We start from the raw sequence: 17163 nt of genomic DNA on the forward strand, positions 1-17163 counted from the left end.
TTATTTGACCATTAGTTTGCGTTGAGTAGAACACATTCGTTCAACATCGTCTATGGGATGAATAATAACTAAAGTAATAAAAAAGCCCCAACACCAAAGTGTTAGGGCTCTTTCTATGCAGTATTAATCAAACGACTAAGACATCGCCATCATCATTGAACTTGGGTTTTCTAAATATGACTTCCATAGATTACAGAAGCGGGCAATAGTACCGCCGTCAATAACGCGGTGATCGCCAGACCAGCTTACGTTCATGATTTGACGGGCAACCACATTACCATTGTCATCAAAGCGCGGCAGTTTTTGTACTTTACCTAATGCCACAATAGCCACTTCAGGCTTGTTAATAATTGGCGTTGCAGTAGTGCCACCTAAGGCGCCAATGTTAGAAATGGTAATGGTGCCGTGTTTCATGTCTTCTTGCGCTAAACGACCTGCACGTGCCGCATCAGTTAAACGAGTTACCTCGTTAGCCACATCAACAATCGACAGGTTTTGTACCGATTTTACGTTAGGCACTAATAAGCCAACCTTACTATCTACCGCCATACCAATGTTGTGCTGGCTCATATAGTGAAGCTCTTCACCGTCAGCTGTTAGCTGACTGTTCAGCACTGGATATTCTTTGATAGCAAGCGATAACGCCTTAATAAAGAACGGCATCATAGTAAGTTTGATGCCCTGCTCTTTATAAGCGTCTTTCATGCCGCCACGCAGTGCAATAAGCTCAGTCATGTCCACTTCTTCGCTGTAAGTGAAGTGTGGAATAGTGGTTACTGAATCAACCATCTGACGTGCCATCGCCGCTTTAATGCCGCGCATTGGCTCAACATTAGATACATGATTGGCAGCAACATCACCCGCAATCGCTGTAGTGACAGGCGCGCTGGCTTGAGCTGAAACAGATGCCGTTTCTTGTTTGGCAACTGGCGCAGCAGCTTGCGGCGCCAATAAGTCACTCTTTAATACGCGGCCGTTCTTGCCAGAGCCTTGTACCTGTGTTAAATCGATATTCATTTCACGCGCAACACGGCGCACTGCAGGGCTGGCAATCGCTTTTTTGTTGTTAGTAGTCTTGTCAACAAGCGTATCAACTGGCGCTGCTGCAACAGCTGGTGCTTGTGTCGCTGCCTGAGGCGCAGTGTTCGCATTATCACTATCAGCTTCACCAGCTACGCGATAGCTAAATAATGGCGCGTGTACTTTGGCAATATTACCTTTTTCGCAAAATAGCTCGCTAACCACACCGTTTTCAATCGCGGGGATCTGCACTAATGCTTTGTCGGTCATTACGTCACAGATTGGCTGATCTTCAACAATCTCATCGCCTGCCGCTACTAGCCACTCAACCACTTCACATTCAACGATACCTTCACCGATATCCGGCAGTAAAAACTCTTTAACAGCCCCACCAGCTAGGTTTTCAGTTGTTGCTACAGGCGCAACTTCTGTTTCCTGTACTTCGCCTTCAGGTTCAATTTCATATAACGGCGCATGCACTTTAGCGATATCACCTTTAGCGTGATACAAACGAGTAATCACACCATTGTGCATCGACGGAATTTGAACTAATGCTTTATCTGTCATTACATCGGCTACCGCTTGGTCTTCTTCTACGCGATCGCCTTCTTTTACCAGCCATTCAACGAGTTCACACTCGACAATACCTTCGCCAATGTCTGGTAATAAAAAATCTTGTGCCATGATAAATCCTCAAATCAGTGGGGGCTTTCAACGACCCCACTACACATTAAAAGTTAACCGATGCCTTGATCGCTTCGAAAATCTTAAGTTTGTCTGCAACGTACTCTTTCTCCTGCATTAGCGGATAAGGCGTATCTAGGCCACAAACACGGGCAATTGGTGATTCAAGATGTAAGAAACAAACATCACTAATAGTTGCTGAAATCTCACCGGCAAAACCGCCAGTAATTGGCGCTTCATGGCTAATAATCAGACGACCTGTTTTGGTCACAGATTTTGCAACAGTATCAACATCCCAAGGTGCTAGGGTGCGCAGATCAATCACTTCACAAGAAATACCTTGCTCGCCTGCCATTTGCGCTGCCTGCTCGATAATTTCCATTTGCGCGCCCCAACCTAATAAAGTCACGTCCTTACCCTCTGTGACGACCTCAGCTTTACCTAACTCAATTTCATAGCTCTCTTCTGGTACTTCACCAACAGATGCACGATAAAGACGTTTTGGCTCGAAGAAAATCACGGGATCTTTGTCGTTAATACACGCGGTTAATAATCCTTTTGCTTGATACGGATTACGCGGCACAACCACTTTAATCCCAGGTGTACCTGTAAAATATGCTTCCGGCGACTGCGAGTGGTACAAACCACCAGCAATACCACCACCATAAGGCGTGCGGATAACTAATGAGCCAACGTTAAACTCATTACCAGAGCGGTAACGGAATTTCGCCGTTTCATTCACAATTTGATCAAAGGCCGGAAAAATGTAATCGGCAAATTGGATTTCACAGATAGGTACACTGCCTTGGGCTGCTAGGCCATTGGCAAACCCTAAAATACCTTGCTCAACTAATGGCGTATTAAAACAACGTGCCTTGCCGTATTTCTCTTGCAAACCACTAGTAGCGCGAAATACGCCGCCAAAATGGCCGACATCTTCACCGAAGCACATCACGCGCTCGTCTTTTTCCATCGCATGATCAAGCGCACTGTTAATTGCGTGTAATAAATTCATTTGCGCCATTAGTGAGACTCCCCTTTCGCGCTTGGATAAGCGTCTGGATATTTAGCAATGTGAGATTTTAATTCGGTTAGCTGATCTTGCAGGTGCTTTGGCACGTCGTGATAAACGTCAGTCACTAATTCTTCTAATGCTGGCGCGCCGATTTTTTCTGAAATCTTAAGCTCGCTTAATACTTCGGTGCGATACTTTTCATAGAGCGCAGCGTCTTTGTCCTCATCCCACCAACCTTGGTTAATCATCCAAGTTTTGAAACGCAAAACGCCGTCAATTTGTGCCCACAACTCTTCTTCTTCTTTTGAGCGATAGCCACTTGGATCATCAGAGGTAGAATGGGCACCTAGGCGATAACTCATTGCTTCAATAAGCACTGGCTTATTGTGCTCAAGCGCATAAGCACGGGCTGTTTGCGTCGCGAGTAAGACAGCAAGTAAATCATTGCCATCAACGCGAATCGTCTCAATGCCGTAGCCAACACCACGCGGCGCAATACCATCGCCAGCATATTGCTCGTCAGTACCTGTTGAAATGGCGTAGCCATTGTTACGACAGAAGAAAACGGTTGGACATTTAAGCACAGCTGCCATATTTAAACCGGCGTGAAAATCACCTTCTGAGGCTGCACCTTCACCAAAATAACAAATGGTAAGCGCGTCTTTACCTGCCATTTTCTGGCCGTAAGCATAACCAGCAGCTTGTGGAATTTGGGTGGCTAACGGCGATGAAATCGTCATGTAGTTAAGTTCGTTAGAGCCATAGTGAATTGGCATTTGACGACCTTTACCTAAATCTTTCGCATTTGAAAACAACTGGTTCATAAAGTTAGGCGTTGAGAAACCGCGAAAACGCAATGCTGCTTGCTCGCGGTATTGCGCCATAATCATGTCATCATCTGATAGTGCAGCAGCGCTGCCAGTGATTGCGGCTTCTTCGCCTTTACAGGTCATGTAAAACGAAATACGGCCTTGGCGCTGTGATGCTACCATACGCTCGTCAAATACGCGGATAAATGCAAGGGTGTCGTAAATTTTATGCGCGAGCGCTTCGTCGATATCAGGCATTTGCGCGCCGTCAATAACATCGCCTTGGGCATCTAACACTTGCAGCGTTGGTATCTCCAAAGCATCGCCTCTAATAAACGATGCTTGATGAATTGCATTCACCACTTTGCTATCAGGTCTATTCATGATGTTCCTTTATTGTTGCCGATTACTGACTGCTCCAAAGTGCTCTCAATAACGACTTTCTTAGTGTTTCACGGTAGGCACAACTGCTTCTAGTAGTATTTGAGTTAACTAGACGTTAACGTCAAAGTTCATCGAAAAAGATGATGCCAATGAATAAATTTTATGTGGCATTTACTTTACCTATGCGTCAACTCGCTGACAATACAAGGTGGTCAAATATGAATCAGATTTTATTCTTCAAAAAAAAAGGAACTGTAAATCTATCATTACAGCCCCTTTCAAATATTCTAAAAATCAGTGAGATATTTTATGGTAATGTTGTAGGCACCACCATTAATACCGCGCGATTACCGTTGGCAACCTTGGCATTTGGAAAGACAATGGCTTCCCCTTCTGCTTCAATCTTATAATCGATGTCACCTTCTGACGCCAATTTAAAACCCAGTGGAAAACTGGTGAAGTTAACAACATCATTGGCAAAGTAAAATTGGAAACTATCATCGTGTTTATCGATAGCACGATTAACCTTAAACAAATTAAGATCGGCTTCATTATATGGCGCTAGTGCCATATCATTCCCCGTAATCATCGCTTTAAGAGTTTCACGCACACCAATAAAGCGAGTCATATCGTTTTCGCCAAATGGGCGAACTTTACCAAGCTCAACAGTAAAGGCATGTGCGCCGTATTGATTGGATGAAAAATAGCTAAAGGTGGTTGTAGGCCCATTTGATAACAGAATAGTATTCACATCACACGCAAGCATAATTTGTAGTTGCTCTTTGCTGTACTCTTTACCATGTAGGAACGGATAAACCGCAAATTTTTCGTTTTTAGAGCCGCGAATAGCGGTGTGCAGATCGTAATGAATGCGCTCTTTATCGTCATTTACGCGATAAAAATCATCAACGTATTGCTCTAATTTTTTAGCGCGAATACGCTCGCGATTGATAAGTCCAGGTTCTTTAGAATGGGCGCCGCTAAACAAGCGATTCATGTTTTCTTCCACAAAACGCTCGCCAATGTTCATCGACGCTGGGTTACCAAATAAGAACATCACGCGATGCGCCACACTAATCTCTTCATCTAAAATGGCCTGTACATAGTCCCTACAAATCTCAATTGGACCGGTTTCATTGCCGTGAACACCACTCGATAAGATGATATCTTTGTCACCTGCGTTTTGTGGCTCAAAAACGATTACGCCACTGTCCCATACTTGTACTCTAGTACCATTGCCTAATGTGAAATCTTGAGTCTGATCACTGCCCCATTCGTTGGCGCGAGTAAAAGATAAAAAGTCTTGTTGTTGGTAGGGATGTGACACAGAAACTCCAAAAATATAGATGAAAACTGCGTCATTATATCGAAATTAGTCTGGTAAACCCATGGCAAGATTAATAAAAAAGCGACATCTGCTATATACAAATGTCGCTTTAATAAAGAGAATCTACTTTGATTAACAATCGTGAAGTTGATTGTGAAGAAATCGACCTATCTCATAGCCTGTATTTCCGTCACCATAAACCCACACCAAAGTGAGAATTAATACGCAACAGCTCACAATATTAATTATTAACTTTTTAAATGAAAGTAATAAATTTTTAAATGAAAATTTGGTTAAATCCATATCTACCTCAATGCAATATCATCATTTCAAACACTAAGCGTAGGGAATCACAACAAATTTATCAAGCGTTCAGGTATGAAGTTGTCGGAGAGAAAATTAATGATGTCGGATAATAAAAAACGACACCCGCCAAAGGCAAATGTCGCTTTGTAATTTGCGTCGCTACTAGTTAGATAGACGTCGTTAGATCAGTAAGCCAGTCTGGCATCAACTCCACTAAGAAGGTCTCGAGCTGACGGTCATAGCCAAATAAAATCGTTAAAGCGATTAACACCAAGAAAGCACCAAGTAATTTCTTAGTAACATTCACATGCTTATTGAGCTTATCGCGATTTATCACTTTGCCTGACACCGCGCCCAGCGCGAGTAAAGGGACACCCGCACCAGCGCCAAAAATCAGCATCACGGCAAATACCATTGGCAGGCTATCGCCTTGAATAGCTAGTGAGATAGCTGCGCCTAATGTCGGGCCAACGCAAGGTGTCCATACAAAGCCCAGCAATGCACCAAGTATAAACTGACCACTAACGCCGCTTGCTTCATAGGTCGCTACTTTGTTATTGCCTCGACTCATCAGTTGCGATGCAACTTGGCTAAACTTTTGATTAAGCGGATCAATCAATATAATCAAGCCAAATGTCAGCAGCAATGAAGCGCTAATAGTTTTGATAATCGTAATATCAAAATCCCACGCAATAGCTGCCGCGCTAATTAGGCTACCAGTTACGGCAAATGATAAAGAAATCCCTAAGATAAGCGCCAATAGACCATTTTTACTTTGCTGCAGCGCACTAGAAATAATAATTGGCAAAATAGGTAATACGCAGGGTGATAACGTACTTAGCACACCTGCAATAAAACTAAAGAAAAACGCTGATAATTCCATCGATATCGTCTCTAACTATTTACTTGTCGTCGACGGTGCTTTCATTGAAAATAAATTAAATAGTTTACGCTCATTAGTTTCGGCGATAGAACGGCCAATTTCTTTTTCACCTTGGTAGCGAATTAGCGTGCTTTGACGAAAGGCTTTGAAGTACTTCACCCACTCTTTCTGCTTGTCGTAATCAACTTTTAAAACTGTTAACTCACTGTCTGGGTTTTGCTTAAAATATTCTTTAATTACCTTGCCTTGCTTGCGACAGGTTGGGCACCAAGTAGCGTATACATCAACGAGGATTGCGGCATTTTCTTGTTGGAGTTGTTTAAAGCCGTCTTCGGTGAATTGCATCACGCCACCAGCAAATGCTGATGTAGATAAGAATAAAGAGCAGATTAGTAATAATTTTTTCATGGTGGATCCTAATATTAATATTGCACCACCACAGACCTGAGGTCTTAAACTAAAATTTCAGTTTTTTTAAATTATTTTTATCTCTTTGACATTATGTCGTCTGAAGCTGCAAGGACTCATCTAGCTCGAGCGGCATGATTCGCTCAATAAGCGCCTGAAATTCCTCGACGGTATTTTCGTGATTCTCTATCTGAGCTAAATCATCAACATGAATGAGATTAAGATATCCCATACTCCAATTGTGGAACCTGCGATGTGTTAGTGGATGCTCATAGATCTTAGTTACATCGTGATGGCGTTCGTCCATGACGATCCTGTGATATAGACTATCGATATAATCTTCTGGGCCTTCTATGTATTGATAAAAGCCATCAATAACAGTTACTAAGATCCCAGTAATTTGGTGTTGGCTATTGTGAATTCTTGCTTTTCGCAGTAATTCGTTTAAATCAATATCCGACAGTAATGCCTTACTTTTGTAAATTATCGCCTTCACTTTGTGCACTCCTTTGCTCAAACTTATCAATATACATATGTTGATCTGCTTCTTTAATTGCTTTGAAAAGATTACGATGAGTATTTTTCGCCCAACCAACACTAAAAGTGATTTGAGTATCAGTTAAGTGATTGCTAATACGCTCAATAATCGTCGTTAGATCAGTTTCATATCGAAATACAATAACAATAAATTCATCGCCGCCATAACGACAAACAATATCATTTAATCGAACGCTATCGGTTAACGCTTTGGCAAATGTCTTAATATACAAGTTTCCGTATTCATGGCCTTTTTGATCGTTAACTTTCTTTAAGCCGTTAAGATCAAAGAAATAAACCACAAAATCCTCTTTCGACAACTGCCGTTCGATGCGCTTTAAATGGTTAAAATTATAGGTATCGGTAAGCAAATCACGATAGCTCTCGTATTCAATAGCGGCTTTGTTTTTATAAATAAGGTTGGTCCCACGCTCTATTAACAAGCGCAAGAAATTGACGTTAGATTCAATGCGTGAAATGAACTTCATGGTTGCAACAATAATATCTAACTTACGAGTCGCATTACTCGGCGTAATATGATCGTCGATAGTCTGAATATTACTTGCACAGTTACTTTCTGAAGTCATATAAGAAATGATTTCATAGGTATACACCAATTCATTGAGACTAATAAAAGATAATCTGCTCCTTAATTCTTTTATCAGCTCATCATAAGCAATTGAATTTGCATTGAATGACGTCATGTCGTTGAGATTACCCCTCAAAGAAAAATAGATGGCGCGTTCCTAATTGTTTGATACTACCAGCGAAAAATATACAAGTAAAAAGCATTAGTTAAATCACGCACACTAAATAAGGCAAACCGTTGTTAAATCAATTTATACCTTAGATAGCTTATAAAGTAGCGGTTTATGGATGGCCAAATAATCGAAAATTCCAATTCTCTAATTCATTGCTAGCCAATCTTTTTTCAATACTGCTGCGCCACGAATTTGATAACGGGATATCGAGTAATTGAGTTAACGCGTTTTTGTTTAGAGGGTCGCCAAAATAAATATCACATACTTGTGCGACAGTCATTGAACACGAAGTCTGGCTAATACGCACAATTCCACTATCACTTGTTACTACGCCAGGTGTAATAACGCGATACAGCCAGCCACATTTATTAGTCTGTTGCATATGAAGTGAAAACTTTTCGATGTCCCAACGTTTGTTAAGCTTAAAACACGGTGAACGCGGCTGACTGACTTCTAATATCACCTCGCCCCATTGAAACCTATCACCGATACAAACGTTATTCTCGTCTAAGCCTAAGGTAGAGATATTTTCTCCCATGCTCGATGGACACCAATCACGTTCAATACCGAGTGCTTGATAATGGGATTGCCAAAAGTCGTAATGCTCGCGTGGATAATGATGCAGTGCTCGTTCGAGCCCACCGTGATGTTTAGGATCCGCTGATTCATCGCCGGCAATGCCATACTCATTGATGATTATGTCGTCAGTAATAAGCTGCTTATCAATGGCAGTTGTTAGTCCATAAGCGTGAGATATTTTTCCAGAGAACGCCTTAACCTGAGTCATATAAAATCCAATCTAGTCGCAAGTGCGCGCTATTATAACCGTGCATGAAATATTTCTCCTGCAATTCCTGTCTTGTGAGTGAAAATAAATTTTCACTTTACGGCGAAGATTTTTAACTATAGACTTCTAGCCATCTAAACGTAGAAACAAATTTGAGAGTAATACTATGCAAACTGCAACTTTTGGCGGCGGCTGTTTTTGGGGCGTTGAAGCATTATTTCGTGAGCAAGACGGCGTGATTGAAGCATTTTCTGGCTATGAAGGTGGTGATAAAGAAAACCCGACTTACAAAGAAGTGTGCACAGGAACTACAGGTCATGCGGAAGTTGTTGAGGTGACCTTTGACGAGAGTAAAATCAGTTACCAACAGCTGCTGAACATCTTTTTTGAAAACCACAACCCAACAGAATTAAACCGCCAAGGTGTTGACGTGGGTACACAATATCGCAGCGCCGTGTTCTATCACGATGCAACGCAGCAGCAATTAGCTAATGAAACCATTGCGCGATTAACTGAAGAAAAACGTTTCGGCGATAAAAAGATTGTTACTGAAGTGACACCAGCATCAACATTCTTTAAGGCTGAAGAATACCACCAGCAATACTTTGCTAAAAACGGTGGTAGCTGCTCAATCTAAAGATTGTTTTAATTTGTGAGAACTGGATGACTCAAATACCGCTATATTTTCTGCCTGGCACACAATGTAATGATCGTTTGTGGCAGCAGGTATTTGAGTTACTGCCCGCTTATTTCTCACCAATTGCATTAACAATTCCTGATGCAAATTCTCCCCTAGCGATTGTAAAAGCGCTGCATCAACAACTGCCGACACAGCCAATAAACCTAATTGGCTTTTCACTCGGTGGCTACCTCAGCGCGCTATACGCAACGCAATATCCAGAGAGTATTTCGCGCTTGATGGTTATTGCTAACCATCCGCATCCGCTACCTAACAAGGAATTAGCGACTCGGCAATTTACCTTAGACTTCATTCGTAAAAACGGCTATCGGGGTTTGCCATTATCGCGAATTCATGGGCTATTGGCACCTAGTAATCATCACAAACAAAACATCATCGATACGATTAACTTGATGGATAAGGAATGCGGCGAGAAAACCTTAGTGAATCAAATGCAATACACCTCTCATCGAGAGAACCTGATGCCTGCAATTAATCAAGCACCCTTTTCAACCCACTTTGTGATTGGTGAAAATGACGCGTTAGTAGCCATCGATAAGCTCAGCGTGGCGATTAAACAACCCAATGTCTCACTTGAGATTATCGAGCAATGCGGTCATATGTCACCACTAGAAGATCCAGCGGCGATTGCACAAAGTATTATTAGGCATTTTAGAATGGCGCTGGATAACGCTTAAAGACCTCGCTAATATCTGACAATACTTCAGCCGGTAAAGGCTCAGCAAAGGCATCGATATCTTCTCGCAACTGCGCCATTGACGTGGCACCAATAATACTGGATGTTACGCCATCAACCTGATCACACCATCCAAGCGCCAGTTTAACAGGTGAAATGCCATGACTTTCCGCCACATCAACATAGGCAGCGACGGCTTGTTGGCTTTGCGGCGTATCTCTAAATAGGCCATTACGCTGAATCAACGTCCAGCGACTGCCCTGCGGTCTTGCACCGTTAAGGTATTTTCCAGCAAGTGCGCCAGTCGCTAACGGCGACCAAGGCAAATAGGCAATATTCTCATTTGCGCACTGCTCAATAAGATAAGGCCAATCTTTAGCATGCAGTAAACTAAATTCGTTTTGAATCGACACCATTTTCGGCAGATTATGTTGCTCACTAAGACGCAAATATTGGCTAATGCCCCAAGGTGTATCGTCAGATAATCCGCAATGACGAATTTTACCAGCAGCAACACATTTAGCTAACCCTTCAAGAATATCTAATTTATTTTCAATGTGTTGCTTTGACGCTTCCCTCAGTTGCGACATGCCGTTTGGCCAATGATTACCAAAATGCGGTGTCGAACGATTTGGCCAGTGAAGCTGATACAAATCGATGTAATCGGTTTGCAATCGCTGAAGTGAACCATCTACTGCTTTAATCACGTTATCACCAGTGATAGGTGCATTATCGCGAATATAAGAAAAGCCCGGCCCAGCAATTTTAGTTGCCAGCACTATGTCTTCACGTTTGTCCTTATTACGCGATAGCCAGTCACCAATAATGGCTTCTGTTTTACCATAGGTATCAGCCGATGGTGGTACGGCATACATTTCAGCCGTATCAATAAAGTTAACGCCCTTGGACAATGCATAGTCAATCTGCTGATCGGCATCTGATTGGTTGTTTTGCAGCCCCCATGTCATGCTACCTAAACAAACACGAGACACCGATAACCCGCTGTCACCTAACGGAGAGTATTTCATAGTAATCCTTGCATAAAAAAAACGATTTTTTGCTAGCCTAATGCATTGTCAATAGGTGTCAATACAACGTGTACATCATTATTATTGATCGGCTTCCATCGTCAATTGCAGCGGTTGGTCAATCACAACATCGCCAATACTCAGTCTTAGATTCAAGAAATCAATATGATCGAATTCAATCGTATTGGTAAGTAAAGACAATTGAATCAAGTTAGCAGCACTCTTAATCTCGATTGGCGAAAACGTATTAACAGTAAATGGCTGAGTTACTTCCACCGAATCGATTAATCCAAATTGGTCAACAACGACCATGCGCATAAAATAAGGCATGTCATTTTTAATTATCGGTTGCTGTGGTGGCAGATTAATCTGAATTGCGGCTCGGACAGCGGCGTCATTCAAAATCGACAAATTAGCGGTTTTGATTACAGTCGAGTCGTCTTGCAGTATTGCTGTATAGGCGACTGATGTAATACTACTCGCTTCGATGTCGTCAATAGTAAGGTTTAAGGCTGATTTATCTGTACCTGCGTGGTCTACATCGGCGCCATTAACCTTCCATGTTGCAGATTTTATCTGCGCCATGTCGTCACTTTCTATCGAAAAACGCACTTCTTGACCACGTGCAGCAACAAGTCTGCTTTGCTTTAGTACTATCGGTGACTGATTAATACTGTTTTTAACTGACACAACAACCTGAGCAGTCTCTACAAGCCCTTTCATATGCACAGTAATTTGTAAGCGCGCCTGTTCATCGCGATTAACTTGTGGCGTACTGATCGTAGGCTGCGCGATAGCGTCGTCATTAAGCGTCATCTCGGTATCATCGAGCCATTGCCAAACAATCTTCTCAATGGGATGGGAATTATCGATTTGCGTCTCAACAGTTTTACTCGCAAGCTCATCAATTGAGATTGATTCATCTAGTGTTATTTTTAACGATGGTGCTATTACTGGCGAGACTAAAACAATGGTGTCACTAGTGCTTTGCTGCTCACTTTCTGTAGTTACTTGAATTGATAGCGGGAGTTTCGAAAATTGACTAACATCTGGCAGGCTCAAAGACAGTTTCACGCTATATTGATTGTTGCCAATTTCCTCAAATTGCGCAATAGCATAATCTTGCTCATCAAAGGTCCACTTACCCGAAATTAATGTTTCAGTCGTAATAATTTTAGCTTCAACGTCGATAACGTCCCCGACACTTCCTGCTGCACTGTCAGTAATTGTGATGGCCGGTAAAGCTGGTAACTCTCTTACTGATTTAGGTGATAATTCGATTGCCACATCGGCGTTAGTTTCGTTTCCTTTGCTATCGACTACCGATAAATATAAAGTAATTTCTTTAACACTATCGGTTTCTGGGAATGAGATAGTAGGTGATAATATATTTTCATCAGAAAATGTCACGTCAGCGTCAGACGAAGTCCAATGATAGCTTTCAATGTCGCCATCCAAATCACTGACCTGAGGTTTGAGAATAATGGTTTGTTTGCTCTCAACTGTCTGCTTAGGAATGTCACCAATGACAGGCGACGATGAAACTATTACATTTGCTCTAACATTAACTGCTACCTGTTTTTCAACAACACCACCTTTTGTGTCATCAACCTTCAACGTAAGCATATAACTTTCTTCAGTTTCGCGAATAGGAAAAGTAAATACCGGAGATTTGGTGGATGAGTCATCAACAGTGATCCCGTCATTATTGGCTAACCAAGCGAAGGTAACACTATCGCCATCAGGGTCACTTACTACAGGGCTAGGTTGATATGTAGCACCACTGGCAATAGTTATATCTGTGATAACTTCAACCACAGGTGGACGATTTTCAACTTTTATCGGAGTATCAGGTTGCTCAGTTTTAGAGCTCCCACCGCCACAACCAATCAATAACAAACATCCAGCTAACACGACAAGCGCTTTCATTTTCATTCCTTAAATATCGTTAACACGTTGACTAGGTTCCGTGTCTTTAAAAGCTAATGATTATAAGGAGTTAACACCATTATTTAATTGATAAATTGTAACTGAATATACTAAGGTCTAAATTTCGTTGCCGAATTGTTTACGCTATTGGTCTAATCGACTAATGTCCCATTGAATTAGTCTTTGCGTATGAGGGCGTAGGTTACAAAAAATAGACAGTTGTAAAAATAAAGTAACATAATGATAAGTATATAAATTATTTATAATCATGGGATTGTTCACGCAAATTTTGAGGAGTATACTGCGCGCGTTTTTAGATACTCACTAAACGCTATTTTTAAGGTAGATTTGCCCATGGTTTCCGGTGTTATTCTCGCACTTATCGCCCTCGCCTTTGTCCTCATCGTTATCGAAGACATTATTCATGTCAATAAAGCTAAAACAACGCTGTTTTTTGGAACGCTGTGTTGGATAATTATTTTTGTTACGCCCCTTGGCGGATATTCAAGTGAAGCCTTACAGCACAAACTCGATCACAACATTTTAGAGATTGCCACTTTGTGGTTATTCTTAATGGCCGCCATGACGTTTGTTGCCTACTTAAACTCTAAAGGCTTTATTCAGAACCTTGTTCACCGGATTATGCCAACGCAAATTAGCGAACGTAAACTGATGTTTCTAGTGGGAATCTTCGCATTTATCTTCTCATCGATTTCCGACAATATCACTGCGACCTTAATTTCGCTTGCCGTCATTATGTCTCTCAAACTCGATGCTAAAAAACGCATAAAATACGCGACCCTTATCGTCTTTGCAGTAAACTCTGGCGGCGTATCCTTAATCACTGGCGATGTGACGACTTTAATGATCTTCCTCGCTGGCAAGGTGTCTATCGCCAACCTTTTACTATTAATCATTCCTGCAGCGGTAAGTGTGATGGTACTTGCCTCAATGCTCTCTATTGGTATGAACGGCACGCTGACCTTTGAGAAAGTTGCCAATAAAGCCATTGAGAAGACGGACATTACCATCGCCACCATTTTCCTAAGCACCATTATCGGTACCTTGCTATTGAGCGCTCTCTATCGCGTACCGCCGGTGCTTACCTTTTTATTCGGCCTGTCACTGATGTTCTTAGTGGCGCAATTTTTGATGCGTAAGAAAGACGTTAATCGCAAAATTATCGATTACATTCGCGAAATTGAATATGACACCTTGTTGTTCTTTGTCGGTGTATTGCTGCTGGTTGGCGCGTTAAAAGAGATTGGTGTGTTAGCGAAATTCACCGACTTATATCAATACCTCGCCCCAACGTACGCAAACTACATAATGGGCATCATGTCGGCGCTAATTGACAATGTGCCATTAACCGCAGCCTTACTCAAAGCCGACATTGCTATGAATGCGCGTCAATGGCTAGCATTTACTTATGCAACGGGCGTTGGCGGCTCAATGCTAATCATCGGCTCAGCAGCAGGTATTATCGCCATGAGTAAGGTGAAGGAGCTCACCTTTATGAGCTACCTACGCATGAGTTTATACCTATTGATAGCTTATACAGTCGGATACTATGGCGCTTATTTGGCGGGCAACTTCATTGCTTTAGCCTAAATAAATTGGTTGATGGCGCCTCTGAGAATTTTTGACTGGCAGCAATTGTTATTACTCTAGCGTAAATATCGTGTTGTTGAGTTGGCCGACTTTGTCCTGATAGGCCTGACTTTGCATTTGAGTGAGCCGACTTACGGTTCGCTCAAATGCCTTGGTCACGCGTCCGCCGCGATAAAGCGCACCAATTGCGCAAGGCGCGTCAATAACCAATAATTTATTGCGATCATAAAACTCATCAACTAACGCAATAAAACGCCGTGCACAGTCATCTAGATAACCAATTTGCACCGCCGCAGCAGGCGTTAGTTTATAATTGGTATCGCCATCTTCAATGCCCTTGGCAACAGTCACTTCCTCAATCACGCCGCCCATTTGCAATACATCACTAAGCACAATTACGTCATAGCTATCGGCCAATTTCATATAATCGTTCTGGCTACGCGGCCCATCACAAAGCGCCATAAAATCAAACCAAATGGTCTTAGCGCTCTCACCAATCACTGACAAATCGCGACCGTAAATATTTACGCTATGGTTAGTTTTTTCCAACTCTAAGCTGTAGCAATACGCGCTAAAGCCATGGCTGTCGTTTTCAAAATAGACCGAATTAGTTGCAGTTTGTTGGGTGCGATAATCTAGCTCACCATCGAGGGAAAAAATTTCTAAATGTTGTTTGATAAGCGCAATCGCAGGCAAAAATCTATCTCGCGCCAAACCGCCTTCATACAACTTATCAGGCACAGTATTAGAGGTAGCAATAATCATAATATTGCGTTGGTGTAAGGCAGAAAACACACCACCGAGTAACATCGCGTCGGCAATATCAGCGACGAAAAACTCGTCGAAACATATCACATCAAACTGCGCTGCTAAATCATCAGCAACTTGCTCAAGCGGATTGACTTGACCTTGCAGTTGATTGAGTTTGTGGTGCAGCTGCGCCATGAAATGATGAAAATGTAAGCGCAGTTTGCGCTTTGATGGCAAGGTGTCGAAAAACATATCCATCACCATGGTTTTACCGCGACCGACTCGACCGTATAAATAAAGCCCGTTAATGGGATCTCTACAAGCGAGTGATTTTTGTCGTTCATCCAACGCCGTTATGGCAGCAAGTTGAATTGCATCGAATGTGAGTTGCTCTGCTTTAACAGCAGCTTGATAACGAGTTAGCACTAAAAACCATCACAACAAGTTTAAAAGCGCCATATTACGTCTCTCATACGATTTTAACAAATATAGCTATCGGCGAAATTTTGTTTATTTGTATAGTCAGTCACTTATCAAAAGTCTATCTTCGAGCTACAATTGCTTTTTTTTATGCACAGAGTCTTAATATGTCAATTCAATGGTTCCCCGGCCACATGCACAAAGCCCGTAAAGAAATGATGGAAGTCATGGGGCAAATCGATATTATCATCGAGGTAGTGGACGCGCGCATTCCTTATTCAAGCGAAAATCCATTTGCCAATGAATTGCGCGGTGATAAGCCATTAATTAAAGTACTCAACAAATGTGATTTGGCCAATGATGAAGTAGTTAACCAATGGCAAGAACATCTCAATAGCCAACAAGGTGTTTCCTCGCTGGCGATTACCGCTAATGAACCAACGCAAGTGACTAAAATTTTAGATTTGTGTCGTAAACTAGTACCACAGCGCGATGAAATGGGCAAAGACATTCGCGCGATGATTATGGGCATTCCTAACGTTGGTAAGTCGACCATAATCAATATTCTTGCTGGTCGTGTTATTGCTAAGACGGGTAATGAACCTGCAGTAACTAAACGTCAACAGCGTATTAATCTTAAAAATGGTATTGTGCTATGTGATACGCCTGGGATCTTATGGCCGAAAGTGCACAACGAGCACAGTGGCTATCGTTTAGCTATTACTGGTGCAATTAAAGACACTGCGTTTGAATATGAAGACATTGCATCGTATGCAGCGGAGTATTTTCTTAAAGACTATCCAGAGATGATCAAAGAGCGTTATAAGCTTGGTGATTTACCGCATACCGATTGGGAGCTCATCGAAGATATCGGCCATGCCCGCGGTTTTAAGCGTGCTGGAGGCAGAGTCGATATGCATAAAACCTGTGAGATTTTATTACATGAATTCCGCTCAGGTACCATCGGCAAGATTTGTTTAGAAACGCCAGACATGGCAATAGCAGAGCAAATAATCGTCGATGAAAAATTAGCGCAAGAGGCGCTTGAAGGGAAAACGAAAAAGAAGAAACCTAAGAAAAAACGCCGTAGATAACGGCGTTTACAAAACTGAAATTAAACAGAAAGTG

Annotated in this window: 16 protein-coding genes; 4 read left to right on the top strand and 12 right to left on the bottom strand. The window is 42.0% G+C overall.

Annotated elements, in window-relative coordinates:
• Positions 1–135: 135 nt before the first annotated feature.
• From MHM98_RS10705 to MHM98_RS10745, 9 genes are all read right to left on the bottom strand, one after another.
• Complete coding sequence (locus MHM98_RS10705) at positions 136–1704, bottom strand: dihydrolipoyllysine-residue acetyltransferase (protein WP_239439262.1); 1569 nt, start codon at positions 1702–1704, stop codon at positions 136–138.
• Between the two features lie 46 nt (positions 1705–1750).
• Positions 1751–2728 (bottom strand): transketolase C-terminal domain-containing protein, encoded by a 978-nt coding sequence (locus tag MHM98_RS10710; protein ID WP_239439263.1) that lies wholly within the window; start codon positions 2726–2728, stop codon positions 1751–1753.
• Positions 2728–3912, bottom strand: coding sequence for a thiamine pyrophosphate-dependent dehydrogenase E1 component subunit alpha (locus tag MHM98_RS10715; RefSeq protein WP_239439264.1), 1185 nt, complete (start codon positions 3910–3912; stop codon positions 2728–2730). The genes MHM98_RS10710 and MHM98_RS10715 overlap by 1 nt, the downstream gene beginning before the upstream one ends.
• 307 nt (positions 3913–4219) lie before the next feature.
• A complete protein-coding gene (gene astE / locus MHM98_RS10720; RefSeq protein ID WP_239439265.1) occupies positions 4220–5239 on the bottom strand; it encodes a succinylglutamate desuccinylase in 1020 nt (339 codons plus the stop codon).
• Between the two features lie 472 nt (positions 5240–5711).
• Positions 5712–6428, bottom strand: coding sequence for a cytochrome c biogenesis CcdA family protein (locus MHM98_RS10725; RefSeq protein WP_239439266.1), 717 nt, complete (start codon positions 6426–6428; stop codon positions 5712–5714).
• 15 nt (positions 6429–6443) lie between these two features.
• Positions 6444–6836: a thioredoxin family protein gene (locus MHM98_RS10730; RefSeq protein WP_239439267.1), complete on the bottom strand. Its 393-nt coding sequence runs from the start codon at positions 6834–6836 to the stop codon at positions 6444–6446.
• A 91-nt stretch (positions 6837–6927) separates the two neighbouring features.
• Positions 6928–7332 (bottom strand): BLUF domain-containing protein, encoded by a 405-nt coding sequence (locus MHM98_RS10735; RefSeq protein ID WP_239439268.1) that lies wholly within the window; start codon positions 7330–7332, stop codon positions 6928–6930.
• Positions 7307–8077, bottom strand: a complete 771-nt coding sequence (locus MHM98_RS10740) for a GGDEF domain-containing protein (protein ID WP_239439269.1) — start codon at positions 8075–8077, stop codon at positions 7307–7309. The genes MHM98_RS10735 and MHM98_RS10740 overlap by 26 nt, the downstream gene beginning before the upstream one ends.
• Positions 8078–8243: 166 nt before the next feature.
• Positions 8244–8921 carry an MOSC domain-containing protein gene (locus tag MHM98_RS10745; RefSeq protein ID WP_239439270.1) on the bottom strand — a complete coding sequence of 226 codons (678 nt, stop codon included), beginning with the start codon at positions 8919–8921 and terminating at the stop codon, positions 8244–8246.
• Between the two features lie 166 nt (positions 8922–9087).
• Between MHM98_RS10745 and msrA the strand changes: the two genes are divergently transcribed.
• Both msrA and MHM98_RS10755 read left to right on the top strand, forming a co-directional pair.
• Positions 9088–9558 carry a peptide-methionine (S)-S-oxide reductase MsrA gene (msrA, locus tag MHM98_RS10750; RefSeq protein WP_239439271.1) on the top strand — a complete coding sequence of 157 codons (471 nt, stop codon included), beginning with the start codon at positions 9088–9090 and terminating at the stop codon, positions 9556–9558.
• Positions 9559–9584: 26 nt separating this feature from the next.
• Positions 9585–10298, top strand: coding sequence for an alpha/beta hydrolase (locus MHM98_RS10755; protein WP_239439272.1), 714 nt, complete (start codon positions 9585–9587; stop codon positions 10296–10298).
• Here the strand turns inward: MHM98_RS10755 and MHM98_RS10760 are convergent.
• Together MHM98_RS10760 and MHM98_RS10765 are read right to left on the bottom strand one after the other, a co-directional pair.
• Positions 10273–11325 carry an aldo/keto reductase gene (locus tag MHM98_RS10760; RefSeq protein ID WP_239439273.1) on the bottom strand — a complete coding sequence of 351 codons (1053 nt, stop codon included), beginning with the start codon at positions 11323–11325 and terminating at the stop codon, positions 10273–10275. The genes MHM98_RS10755 and MHM98_RS10760 overlap by 26 nt on opposite strands.
• Before the next feature lie 81 nt (positions 11326–11406).
• Positions 11407–13254, bottom strand: a complete 1848-nt coding sequence (locus tag MHM98_RS10765; protein ID WP_239439274.1) for a hypothetical protein — start codon at positions 13252–13254, stop codon at positions 11407–11409.
• 354 nt (positions 13255–13608) lie between these two features.
• Here MHM98_RS10765 and nhaD point away from each other — a divergent pair, with 354 nt between their 5' ends.
• Positions 13609–14865 (top strand): sodium:proton antiporter NhaD, encoded by a 1257-nt coding sequence (gene nhaD, locus MHM98_RS10770; RefSeq protein ID WP_239439275.1) that lies wholly within the window; start codon positions 13609–13611, stop codon positions 14863–14865.
• 51 nt (positions 14866–14916) lie between these two features.
• Here the strand turns inward: nhaD and zapE are convergent, their stop codons facing one another.
• Positions 14917–16041 carry a cell division protein ZapE gene (gene zapE, locus MHM98_RS10775; protein WP_239439276.1) on the bottom strand — a complete coding sequence of 375 codons (1125 nt, stop codon included), beginning with the start codon at positions 16039–16041 and terminating at the stop codon, positions 14917–14919.
• Between the two features lie 161 nt (positions 16042–16202).
• On the opposite strand from zapE, the gene ylqF reads away from it, so the two are divergent.
• Positions 16203–17129, top strand: coding sequence for a ribosome biogenesis GTPase YlqF (gene ylqF, locus MHM98_RS10780; protein WP_239439277.1), 927 nt, complete (start codon positions 16203–16205; stop codon positions 17127–17129).
• Positions 17130–17163: the final 34 nt, after the last annotated feature.

Origin of the sequence: Psychrobium sp. MM17-31, assembly GCF_022347785.1 — a bacterium.
Classification (GTDB): Bacteria; Pseudomonadota; Gammaproteobacteria; order Enterobacterales; family Psychrobiaceae; genus Psychrobium.